Below are 11,519 nucleotides of genomic sequence, written 5' to 3' on the forward strand. Positions count from 1 at the left end.
CATCGATTGGACATCTTCGTCGATCCGTGGATAATGCGCAGCAACAACGTTAAACACCACTCACCACGCCGGGCATGCCGATGGAAGGTTACGTCTACGCCATTGCAACAATGGATACCAAGTGCGACGAATTGCTGTATCTCGTACGTTGTCTCGCTGCCGCTGGAGTAGCCGTGCGGACCATCGACGTGAGTGCGGCCGAGTCCCGTGATTTCGGTGCAGACGTATCCCCCACGGATTTGATGGGGCAAGAATGGGACCCGAGACATGTTGATCGCGGTGAGGCGATCGCGTCGCTGAGCCATGCGCTCGCAAGTTTTCTCGAACGTGAGGCGGCGGATAATCGCCTGCAAGGTGTGATTGGGATCGGCGGCAGCGGTGGGACGGCTCTGATCACCCATGCGATGCGTCGACTGAGAATCGGCTTACCAAAGTTGATGGTCTCGACGGTCGCCAGTGGAAATACGCTGCCCTATGTTGACTGTTCCGACATCCTAATGATGCCCTCGGTGATCGATATCGCCGGAGTGAATGCCGTCTCTCGCACGGTGCTGGGAAACGCTGCTCACGCCATGGCGGGGATGGTGACGCATCGAATGGAAGAATCCGCCAAACGCCCAACCCTCGGCATGACGATGTTTGGCGTGACAACTCCCTGTGTGACCCGTGTCCGTCAGCACTTTGAGCAACAAGGTTACGATTGCCTGGTCTTCCACGCGACGGGAACCGGCGGACGGGCTATGGAGTCACTCGTCCAATCCCAAATGATCGAAGGCGTGCTGGACATCACAACAACCGAAGTCGCGGACGAGGTTGTCGGCGGAATCTTCCCGGCGGGTGAAAAACGGTTTGATGTTTTGATCGAGCAAGGCGTACCGTTGGTAATCAGTGTGGGGGCTCTCGATATGGTCAACTTTGGCGGTTTGGATTCTGTTCCGCCGGAGTTCCGCCAGCGCAATCTACACGTGCACAATACACACGTGACACTCATGCGGACCACGCCTGAGGAATGCGTTCTCATTGCACAATGGATGGCTCGCAAGCTCAATCGTGCTCGTGCTCCGTTTGCACTTGTGATCCCAGAGAAGGGGATCTCGGCGTTGGATGCACCCGGCCAACCGTTTCATGACCCAAATGCCGACGCGGTACTGTTCGCCGAGCTAGAGCGGCAAATCGAACCAGCTGATAGCCGCCGAATTCTGCGTTCACCGACGCACATCAATGACGTTAAATTTTCCCAGTTTGTGATTGAGCAGTACGAAAATCTCGTTGCGGATTCTGGTTCATCACCTTCGACGACCTGATTTAGAAAGCAGTGAGCCGTGGCAGAACCACGCAAGACGATTCTTGAACGACTTCGAAAAAAACGCGCGGACGGTTTGCCGATTGTTGGCGGCGGCGCCGGAACCGGCATTAGCGCGAAATGCGAGGAAGCCGGCGGGATCGATTTGATCGTCATCTACAATTCCGGTCGATTTCGCATGGCCGGTCGCGGGTCGTTAGCCGGTCTGATGCCTTACGGCAATGCGAATGCCATCGTCAAAGAAATGGCGACCGAAGTTCTAACCGCTGTGACACACACACCCGTCCTGGCCGGTGTGTGCGCGACCGATCCCTTCCTCATCCGTGATCACTTTCTGCGGGAACTCAAGGAGTTGGGATTCGCCGGTATTCAAAACTTTCCCACGGTAGGCCTGATCGACGGCGTGTTTCGGGCCAATCTGGAAGAAACTGGAATGGGATTCTCGCTTGAAGTCGACTGTATCGCTGCGGCTCATGAGCTGGATTTGCTGACGACTCCCTATGCGTTCGATCCTCGGCAAGCCGAGCAATTAGTTCAAGCCGGTGCGGATATTGTTGTCGCTCATATGGGGCTGACCACCAAGGGAACCATTGGGGCTCAGACGAGTCTATCGTTGTTGGAGTGCGTGACACGCATCGCGGAGATCGTCGCAGCGGCACGTAGCGTTCGCGAGGATGTCTTTGTGTTGTGTCACGGTGGACCAATCGCGATGCCGGAAGATGCCCAGTATATCCTTGACCAACTCCCCGACGTCGACGGTTTTTATGGAGCCAGTTCCATGGAACGTCTGCCAACGGAAACCGCAATCATCGAACAGGTGCGTCAATTCAGCCAATTGAAATCCCAGTCAACCACGGACTAAGCAAAGCGTTCTGACTCGGTGAGTAAAGGCAAAACAATCACTGTCATTCTGCCAACGCCTCGGCGTGAATGTGCAGTTTCTTCCAGAGCACTTGGAGTCCCTGTTTCGGCGGTTTTTCATCGTAGGTCCCGATTCCGATCCGAATGCCGTTGAAGGCAGTCTGTTTGTCGTTGACCTTCTGCTGATGGATGAGTCGATAGTTGTGCGAATCTCCCTCGGCGATGAGGAAAGAATAGGTTTTGCCAATCCGCGTAATTCTCATCCGTCCCGCGGAAGATGCCTCAGCGGTAACGCCTTCGAATTGGATTTCGACATCCTGGCCAGGGCGGAAATAGTCAAGTTCCGCCTGAGTGACTCGCCGTCGATCGATACCGGGATGGGCGTAGACTCCGTGCCAAACCCGGGAGTGTGTCGTTAGGTCATCTTCCGTCACCACCGTGAGGTATAACGCAGCAGAGCCATTTGTCGGTTCCCCGAAACGAAGGTTTTCAAATTCCGCAATCACATCGAAATCACCGGCAATACGAATGTCAGGCGCAATCCAAACATCTTTGAACGACCTCGCGGGTGGACGTTGCATGTGCAGCCCGTTTTCCGTTTTCATCACCTTTCCAGCCATGTCGGTGTTGTTGAGAAAGAAGACACGGTTCTGAAAAACGAGTGGTTCTGTGGCGAACCTGTTATCCGCTGGTTTGGAGAAGTCGAAGTGGTATTCGATTGGCAACTCTGCTGACCGCGAATTGATCTCGTCAAGGTGTGTTCCATATAACTCCTGTCGAGCGAGTTCCGGGATTCGCGTTGGCCAGTTGCCTCGCCAAGTCATATTGCGGACTTGAACTTTCGATTGATCAGCATAGTGGAACAGACCAAACGTGCGATCATTGTGCTCGGAAATGTCGCCGGCATGGACTTCCGACTCATTGACGAAAATGGTGACTCTGTCGTCAATCAGTTCAAACCGCAATTTGTTCCAACCCTCCGTTAGAGGCACTTTGGAGGAACTAATCACTCGAGCATTTTGAGGGTCGAGTCCGGTTCGCTCCCAGATACCATTGGTGATCTCATGAACTCGGACTCCATCCGGTGCAAGTAGGAACGCCTGTTGATCGAGTGCGGGAAAAACCTCAAATTCTTCCGGTTGATAGTAGAATTCATACTCGATCGTCCCATCTTCAAGCATCGGGCGAAAATACCGCAGGAGACTCTCGTGATACGTTCCGACAAACTCCTCTTTTCGGCGGGCATATAGACCACCATTGGGGCCAAGCGTTTTTTCGAATCGCCAATCGGACTTTGGCCCGCCCACGTTGTCGCGATGAAATCGCATCCAACCGGAAAGATTAGGATCGGTCGTCATCTCGATCTCTTCCGGAACCGTTGGCGAACCGGTAATCCGAACATCCCGGATGCTCGCATTCGAGAAAAACATCGTCCGCAAGGCAATCCAAGGGAACTGGTGTTCGTGAAGCGGCTCAGAGACCAGTTCTCTCCCATTCATAAAGAGTCGACAAACCCCATCACGAACCACGGCTCGATAGTGAATCCAATCGTTGACCAACGACAGTTTCGGATCGACAGGGACTGGGTTCTTGACGATGCCTCGCAGGTTGCCAACTTCAAACGAATTGCGGTGATAGTGTGGGGAGATCCAATGACCGCCAATCACGAGTTGACCTTCTCGATATCCGAAACCGGTGATATCACATTCCACTTCATAGTTGCCCTGCAAGGGGATTCGATAAAGCAGATAGTCGTTTTGATGTCTAGCGAGGCACTCCACTTGCCGATCCGTCCGCTGCCAGCGTGACTCGGGAAAACCGACGCCTCGGGTTTTCTCATCACATTCACTGACCGGATGCCAGTTTTTTAACTGCGAATCTGAAGTATCTTCATCCCGCAGCCGAGTTTGCCCCCAGAGGGCTTGGATACATCGGTCCCATTCGTCATGACCGATGGAGTTCTCAGCGACTCGAACTTGCTGTTCAAGTATGCGTTGCAAGTATTCGGCTGCAATCTCCCGCAACGCCGGACTTTTGGCGGCGAAGCTAAGGAGCAGAGTTTCGGGCCAACGACCATAAAGATTGCGAGCCATTTTCTGGACACGACGGGACTCGAGTTCATTCAAAAATTTCTCAGCATCTGCGGTTTCGCCGCGACGAATCTGAACCATCCCGGAAAGAGCAAGTTGGCATCTTGCCTGGTGTTCTCCTCGAGGTTTTACTTCACGGACCCGTCGATACAACTCGTCTAGCATCCCTATTGCTTCCGCGGTCAGAATCAGATCAATCGCCGGTGAAACGATCGTTCCTGTCGGATTGAAATCGTAGGTGTTCGTCCGAGAAACATAGGGGCTGAAATTCGCCGTGAGTCGAATGGTCGCATGACTCTCGGATGGCAAAACCCAGTCGGCAAGAAACTCGTAACGCTCTTGAGAACTAAATGAAGCAGCGTGCTGGCGGACGACATCAACGTTTGCTCCCAATTGTTCGTCGCCAAACAAATCGTTCAAAACGTGGGCATCAGGTCCTGCAACGGTTATGGATGCATTCGCGTGACTCATCAGCAGCACGGCAAACACTTTCCACACTAGCGGCGACTGTCTCATCAGTTTCCCCCGTTAACGCTCTCGTTTGTGGTGACATGATTCTAACAGAGAATCGTGTCACAACGAGCACGATATGAGTGAATTAACGAAGCGTGACGAGATCCCGCCGACTGTCGACGCACGAAGATTTTCGCATGGGGCGGTTGGCTCGCTTGATGAGATTGTGGTAGTAATTCGAAAACTCCGATCGTTCATGAATACCGTTCGTTTCCGATTTCAACATCCGATTGAGTGCTATGCATTTCCGAATGACATATTTCGTGTTGACCGTTCTTCTAGGAGCGACTCCGTTATTGGCACATGACGGGCCTGACCCGTTAGCGCGTTGGCGTTGCGATGACCGCTCCGTGAGCACTCAACAGTCGACTTTGAAATCTCGGTTGGGTCCAGATGGCAAAATCCTTGGGAAGTACCGTGTCATTGAGGATCAGCAGACTTCCTGTCTATTCCTGCAAGGTGGTCAATGCGGCATCGAACTGGCAAAGAATTACGCAGATGCAACCAAGTTTCTCCCCTCCGAGGCGATGACAGTTTCTGCGTGGGTTTCGATCGATCGACCGTTGCAATGGGGTGGCTTGCTAGGTGTTGTTCAAGACAACGGCGATTCAGAATTCGGTTGGTTGTTAGGATATGATCAAAGGACATTCACGTTCGCTTTACGGGGCCAGCACGGACCCGAAAAGTTGACATATCTCAAAGGCAAAACCAAGTACCAGCCGGGAAAACTCTATCATGTCGTTGCGATCTATGATGGCGAATCCATGCAGCTGTTTGTCAATGGAAAACTCGACGCCGAGAGCCAAGAGCAATCCGGCCGCATCGTTTATCCAGCCGAAGCTCCCTGGATGCTAGGGGCATATCGTGACGAGAATGAATTCTATGGGCATCGAGGCCGAATTTATGAAATGGCTTTGTATGATCGAGCAGCAAAATCCGCCTGGGTTCAGCATGACTTCGATCACAACGCCGGCTTGGCCACGCTCCCCGTTGTTAACATCGTCGACCCGCCCGCATACATCGTCGAGCCATATCTTCAGTTTGGGACGATGACTTCAATGACGGTCATGTGGCGAACTAAAAGAACCGGCCATTCGATTGTTCATTATGGCGAAACTAGCGAGTGTCTTCAGAAAGTCGAAGGCGAGGAAGATGCAGAGATTCACGAGATTACGATCGAGAACCTCAAACCGGAATCCCAATACTTTTATCGGACGGAAACCCGATTCGAAGGGGCTTCGCCTTTACTGAGTGATGTCTTTACGTTTCAAACCGCGGTCAAACCCGAAACACCCTTTGCGTTCGCGGTTATTAGCGACACTCAGGGAAACCCGGCTGTGTCTGGAAAACTCGCAGAACATGCCTGGGGACAGCGGCCTAGTTTTTTGTTGCATCCGGGGGACCTCGTCTCGACTGGCGGAAACGATGCTCATTGGACGGAGCATTTTTTCCCTGGCTTACGTCCGTTGATCAACTATGTTCCCTTTTATCCTGTCTTGGGGAATCACGAACAGAATGCCCGCAATTACTTCGACTATGTTTCCTTGCCAAACCCAGAGTACTATTACGAGTTTCAGTTCGGCAACACTCACTTCTTTATGATCGACAGCAATCGTGTGATCGCTCCGAGTTCCGAACAATATCAGTGGCTAGACAAGGCACTTGCGAAATCAAAGGCGACATGGAAAATCGTTTGTCACCATCATCCTCCCTATTCGTCTGATGAGAACGATTACGGTGATCTCTGGAAGACGAATGTATCATCTCGTGGTGACCTGCGAGCGCGTCAACTTGTTCCCCTTTACGAGCGACACAACGTAGACATCGTCTGGAATGGGCATATCCATTCTTACGAGCGGACTTGGCCAGTTCGGCAGAACAAGGCGGTGGAATCCAACGGGCCGATCTACATGATTACCGGTGGCGGCGGAGGTGGCCTTGAAACGCCTGGGCCAATTCGACCGTTTTTCCAGAACACCGTCCGATATGGACATCATTACGCAATGGTACGCGTTAACGGTCGTCGTTTGGAACTTCAGGTGTACGACTTGGAGAACCGTTTGTTCGATCAGTTGGTCATCGATAAGCAGACCAAATGATCGTTAGATTTCATCGGTTCGAGCACCTTAAGTGCCATGCGACCTGCCTCGGATTCCGTAGGAGACATATCACAAGAACGTCAGCTGTGAAACGGGCAGGTTTCGTTTTTCGCTTGAACTAGAAACAGTGTAAAACGAAATTCTGTTTAATTATCTAACGTTGGTTCACAAGACTTGCGGGTGCGATTTAACATTCGAATCCGCAACCTCGTAGTCGCAGTTCGACGAGCCTCTGTCGACAGGCAATCACCCGTTGGTTGTCACTGGCACGTCGAAATAAATCGACGAGTTTTTCGAGACAACACGAACACGTTAGAGTAACAATCTGGGAGGTCGGCAACTCACGAACAAGCTCATATGCATCGTCGAGTCGGTTCTCCTTAACCAGGGGCGTTGCCAAACCGATTCGATAACGCGGGTTGCCAGGATCGCGTCGAATGGCTTTCCGAACCATCCGCTCTGTGGTCGAACTTGGGTACCCACATCGGCCGCTATAATATGCGAGGTCGTAATAAACCTGGGCGTTCTCCGGGCTTCGTTTGGCGGCGTTCCGGCAGGCGGTCATGGAAAGATCGGGGCGATCGACCAAATCCAGCGAGATGGCGACGTCGAGCAAATGCGTTGCAGAAAGTTCGTGGCTATCTGCGAGCTTGGAGAGCAATTCGGTGGCAACTTCGAATTGACCAGATCGGGCGTAGGCACTCGCAAGACAAACCTGACTGTTCTCGCATAGAGTGACCGCCAGAGAAGCCCGTTCGAAAGCTGAGATCGCCAGCGGAAAGTTTCCACTTTGAAAATGGACGCATCCAAATAGTTCCCAAGCTCGTCCGTCCTCGCGATTCCGCATCACGCAGGCTTTCAACAATAACTTGGCGGCCCGAAAGTTGCGATTTGCGATGGCATGTCTTGCAGCAGCCAGTTGTTTGTATCGCGATTGATTATTCGTCGGATTGAGCCGCTGAGTCGCCAGTTTCACCATCATTCTGCCCGTTTTCCGCTGACCTTGATCGTTTCTGTCTGATTAATTCTCACGCTCTTTCGAGGCGAGAACGCTGAAGCATCGTAACGTACCAATTAGCCGAGACTCCGCTGACGGACCCGCCCCGGCAACACTCATCGCATTCATGATATTGAGACTCATTCTCAAGACTGAAAGCAGGTTTGTCAATTCGTCGGTCGGAAAATCGGTGTATTTTTCAGTGACTTCGACGGGAGATGTCTGTAAGCAGTTACTCGATCAGAGTTTGTGCAATCGAGTTGGGCTTCGCTCGTGCAAGGCCTGAAGCCATATCAACTATGAAAGTATGATCGGGATGGGGCTTTCCAGTGGTGGAGATAAGGTCCCTGCCGCCTCGCAATGTTGGTCTTTGTGACAAAGCCGGTTCTTGTAGTTCGACTGTTGGATGTGTGCAAATGTTTCGGTTTTCGGGTGGGTCGTGTGGTCATTCCCGCATCGAGTCGGCGACTGGTTAGGTTATTGATTTGTTGACCGCAATTGAGACAGCATTTGCTTCGCCGTCTGGGCGATCATCAAAAGATCGACGCCGGACACGATAAGTGAGAAGCCTTTGTCGCGATACGGAATGACCGCCTCCGCCGTGACTCCGAATATCCCCAGGGGCATTTCGGCAGCGTGGCAGACGTCAGTCACATGGTCGATTGCAGCGACGACTTCCGGGTCCGTGACTTGGCCCATCTTTCCGAGGCTGGCAGAGAGATCGTATGGGCCGATCAGAATTGCGTCGACGCCTTCCACTTTCACGATCGCCTCGATGTTCTCGACAGCTTCGATATGCTCGGCTTGGACAATGACCGCCACGTTATCGTTGGCTGTCCCCACATAGTCCGCGAACCCCTGCCCGTAGGTGGTCGCCCGTCCCAGACCCACGCCACGGCTTCCCTGTGGTGAATAGCGACAGCAACGGACAACAGACTCCACCTGCTCAACCGCGTTGGTCTGCGGGGCGATGATACCGGTGGCGCCGATGTCGAGAGTCTTCTTGATCGGGATTTCTTCAGGGGCCGGTACGCGAACCACGCATGGAATTCGATGATCAACCGCCCGCAACACAGAAAGCAGATCTGTGGTTTCGTGAGGCCCATGCTCGGCATCGATAAATAGCCAGTCAAATCCGACTTCGGCCAGAATCTCCGCCGATGCAGGATCCGTGGAATTCACTAACGTGCCAAGCAACGTTTGGCGTTCGCGAAGTCTTTTGCGGAAGTCGTGATTCATTTCAGTATCCTAGATTCGATGGTCGATCGGCGGGCGTGTGATCCAAACGGATCTGCTTCAGGAATTCGGCGACGGGTCTAAAGCCCGTGCGGCATACGTCGACAGGGGTTCGCGAGCGTTCCTAGCCCTTCAATCGACGTTTCCAACAACCATCCGTCCTGAAGGTATCGGGGAGGTTTGCATCCCATCCCAACACCATCCGGTGTGCCGGTGAAGATGATGTCGCCGGTTCGGAGTTCACAAATGTTTGAAAGATAGGCGATTAGAGTCGGAATATCAAAAATCATGTCGCTTGTGTTTCCCTCTTGAAGCGTTTCGCCGGCCGCGTGGCATGTCAGTCGAAGCGACGTGATGTCGACCTCATCCGCAGTTGTCAGCCAAGGCCCCATGGGTGCGAACGCGGCGAAACTTTTGGCGATGCTAAATTGCGGAGGGGTGCAAGCGAGTTGCAGCGTCCGTTCGGAAATATCCTGCCCGACACAATAACCGGCGACGTGTTTCAGGGCATCATCGCGGCGAATGTTGCGACCAGCTTCACCAATCACCACGACGAGTTCGACCTCCCAATCTGTCGTGTCGGTGGGAAGCGGTATGGTGGCCCCTGGCCCTGTAATGGACGAGGGAAACTTCGTGAAAATCATCGGCTCTTGTGTTGCCGTCATGGAGACTTCGTCACCATGAGCCTTGTAGTTCAGGCCGATTGCAAAGACCTGACTTGGATTGGGAACCGGCGATTGCAATCGATCGAGTGATTCTTGCAAGCGGTCTGTGCTAAGAGACGGATCTGCGACCAGGTCGCTGCCTGCGTACCAGCTTTGGAGTTCGTCAAGTTGCAAGATGAGTTGTTGATTGTCCGAAGGAAATCGCCCGTCGGAAGCGAGTTCGACATCGACACCGCCCGACTCCGTCACGATGTGTGCACGGCCTTCGATATTGGCAATTTTCATTGTAGACCTTTCCGTGTGACACTTTACATGTCGGCGAAGCCCAGAATCACACTAATGCTCTGATGCTAGGCGTTGAAGTGCCGTTTCGGGTGTGTAGAGGGCTCTCATTCCACTTGCTCCGATTGCAGCACTAAGCGAACAATGCTTTGATCGACTGACCTTGATCGGTAATGGGTACGGGACGTGACCCATCGAAGAGTTCATGGGCTGGATCGATGCCGAGAGCATGATGAATGGTGGCATGATAGTCGGGAATGGAAACAGGGTTCTCGACGATTTTCTTGCTGAGTTCGTCGGTGACACCATACACACCGTGATGTTTCAAACCTCCACCCGCGAGGAGGAGACTGAAGCAACTTCCCTGATGACCTCGACCGCCGCGAGAGTCGAAACCGGCTGGACGTCCGAATTCCGTACCGACCGCAATGAGGGTCGTATCGAGCATACCCTGGTGCTCGAGATCCTGAATCAATGCCGACAACGCAATGTCGAGTTCCTTGATCAACAGATGTTGGTTTTTCTGGCCTTCGTTATGAGTGTCCCATCCTGTGCCGTTGATAAAATTGAGATTATGGGACACCTCAATAAATCGGACGCCAGCCTGGACAAGACGACGGGCCATGAGGCATCGTTGACCGAACTCGCCACCATATGCGTTTCGTAATTCCGCGGGTTCGTTTTTGAGTTGAAAGTGTCGCATGAATTTCGGACCGGCGAGTCGCATCGCTTCTGCCTGCGCCGCTTTGTATTGCTCGATGACCGAAGACTGCGGCACACGACTGGTCAAGGGTTCCAGAAGTTCGCGACGTCGTTCGACACGAGTCGGCGTGACGTCTTTGGGACGGGAGAAACCGGCAGGACCACTTTCGGTATCGACCAGATAAACATAGCCGCCTTTAGCTCCTAGAAAACCTGGGCCGCGACTGACATTCGGGTAACCGATCACCATGTAGGCGGGCACTTCAGGATTTATCGGGCCACGAATATGACCGATGATGGAACCAAGCGACGGATAGGTGATGCTTCCGCTGATCGGTCGCCCCGTATGGACGAAGTTGGTGCCAAAGGCGTGTTCGTCGACGAGATGATGATTGACCGTTCGGATCACTGTCAGCCGATCCGCGAGTTTCGCTGTCCGGTGCAAATGTTCGCAAAACTTCACACCCGGGACGACTGTGTCGATCGTGTCGTATTCCGACCCCGGAACGACGGGAGACGCTTTCGAGTTGCCGCGGTGTTTCGGATCGAATGTGTCAATCTGCGACATCCCGCCACCCAGCCAGAGAAAGATCACACTCTCGGCCTTCCCCTTCGAGACGTTGACAGCCGCAGAGGAGGCGAGCAACGACGGTGCTGTCAAGGCAGTCCCAGCGATTGCGCCGGTTTGTTGAAGAAATGAGCGACGGTCCATATGGAGTTTCCCAGCGATGTATCGGAGTCGTGAGTTTGCAGTCAGACGATTGATCTCTG

At 53.1% G+C, this 11,519-nt stretch carries 8 protein-coding genes; 3 read left to right on the top strand and 5 right to left on the bottom strand.

What is annotated here, in order from left to right:
* Window positions 1-80 precede the first annotated feature (80 nt).
* Entirely contained in the window at window positions 81-1,304 is a 1,224-nt protein-coding gene (locus AC5DDB_RS05315) for a Tm-1-like ATP-binding domain-containing protein (protein WP_491738648.1), read from the top strand.
* 18 nt (window positions 1,305-1,322) lie between these two features.
* Window positions 1,323-2,165 carry a phosphoenolpyruvate hydrolase family protein gene (locus AC5DDB_RS05320; protein WP_491738649.1) on the top strand — a complete coding sequence of 281 codons (843 nt, stop codon included), beginning with the start codon at window positions 1,323-1,325 and terminating at the stop codon, window positions 2,163-2,165.
* A gap of 43 nt (window positions 2,166-2,208) precedes the next feature.
* Here AC5DDB_RS05320 and AC5DDB_RS05325 read toward each other — a convergent pair whose 3' ends face one another.
* Window positions 2,209-4,770, bottom strand: a complete 2,562-nt coding sequence (locus AC5DDB_RS05325) for a DUF1583 domain-containing protein (protein ID WP_491738650.1) — start codon at window positions 4,768-4,770, stop codon at window positions 2,209-2,211.
* 260 nt (window positions 4,771-5,030) lie between these two features.
* On the opposite strand from AC5DDB_RS05325, the gene AC5DDB_RS05330 reads away from it, so the two are divergent.
* Window positions 5,031-6,866, top strand: a complete 1,836-nt coding sequence (locus AC5DDB_RS05330; protein ID WP_491738651.1) for a metallophosphoesterase — start codon at window positions 5,031-5,033, stop codon at window positions 6,864-6,866.
* A gap of 187 nt (window positions 6,867-7,053) precedes the next feature.
* Here the strand turns inward: AC5DDB_RS05330 and AC5DDB_RS05335 are convergent, their stop codons facing one another.
* The 4 genes from AC5DDB_RS05335 to AC5DDB_RS05350 form a co-directional block, all read right to left on the bottom strand.
* Window positions 7,054-7,848: a tetratricopeptide repeat protein gene (locus AC5DDB_RS05335; protein ID WP_491738652.1), complete on the bottom strand. Its 795-nt coding sequence runs from the start codon at window positions 7,846-7,848 to the stop codon at window positions 7,054-7,056.
* A gap of 492 nt (window positions 7,849-8,340) precedes the next feature.
* Window positions 8,341-9,102 carry an HpcH/HpaI aldolase family protein gene (locus AC5DDB_RS05340; RefSeq protein ID WP_491738653.1) on the bottom strand — a complete coding sequence of 254 codons (762 nt, stop codon included), beginning with the start codon at window positions 9,100-9,102 and terminating at the stop codon, window positions 8,341-8,343.
* Window positions 9,103-9,179: 77 nt separating this feature from the next.
* On the bottom strand, window positions 9,180-10,049 hold the full coding sequence (locus tag AC5DDB_RS05345) for a fumarylacetoacetate hydrolase family protein (protein WP_491738654.1): 870 nt from the start codon (window positions 10,047-10,049) through the stop codon (window positions 9,180-9,182).
* Between the two features lie 130 nt (window positions 10,050-10,179).
* Window positions 10,180-11,460 (bottom strand): DUF1501 domain-containing protein, encoded by a 1,281-nt coding sequence (locus AC5DDB_RS05350; protein ID WP_491738655.1) that lies wholly within the window; start codon window positions 11,458-11,460, stop codon window positions 10,180-10,182.
* Window positions 11,461-11,519: the final 59 nt, after the last annotated feature.

It is taken from the genome of Thalassoroseus sp. (genome assembly GCF_984380535.1).

Coding starts and splice junctions, on each gene's coding strand:
- AC5DDB_RS05345 (WP_491738654.1), bottom strand. CDS start 10,049: ATGAAAATTGCCAATATCGAAGGCCGTGCACACATCGTGACGGAGTCG.
- AC5DDB_RS05325 (WP_491738650.1), bottom strand. CDS start 4,770: ATGAGACAGTCGCCGCTAGTGTGGAAAGTGTTTGCCGTGCTGCTGATG.
- AC5DDB_RS05335 (WP_491738652.1), bottom strand. CDS start 7,848: ATGATGGTGAAACTGGCGACTCAGCGGCTCAATCCGACGAATAATCAA.
- AC5DDB_RS05350 (WP_491738655.1), bottom strand. CDS start 11,460: ATGGACCGTCGCTCATTTCTTCAACAAACCGGCGCAATCGCTGGGACT.
- AC5DDB_RS05315 (WP_491738648.1), top strand. CDS start 81: ATGGAAGGTTACGTCTACGCCATTGCAACAATGGATACCAAGTGCGAC.
- AC5DDB_RS05340 (WP_491738653.1), bottom strand. CDS start 9,102: ATGAATCACGACTTCCGCAAAAGACTTCGCGAACGCCAAACGTTGCTT.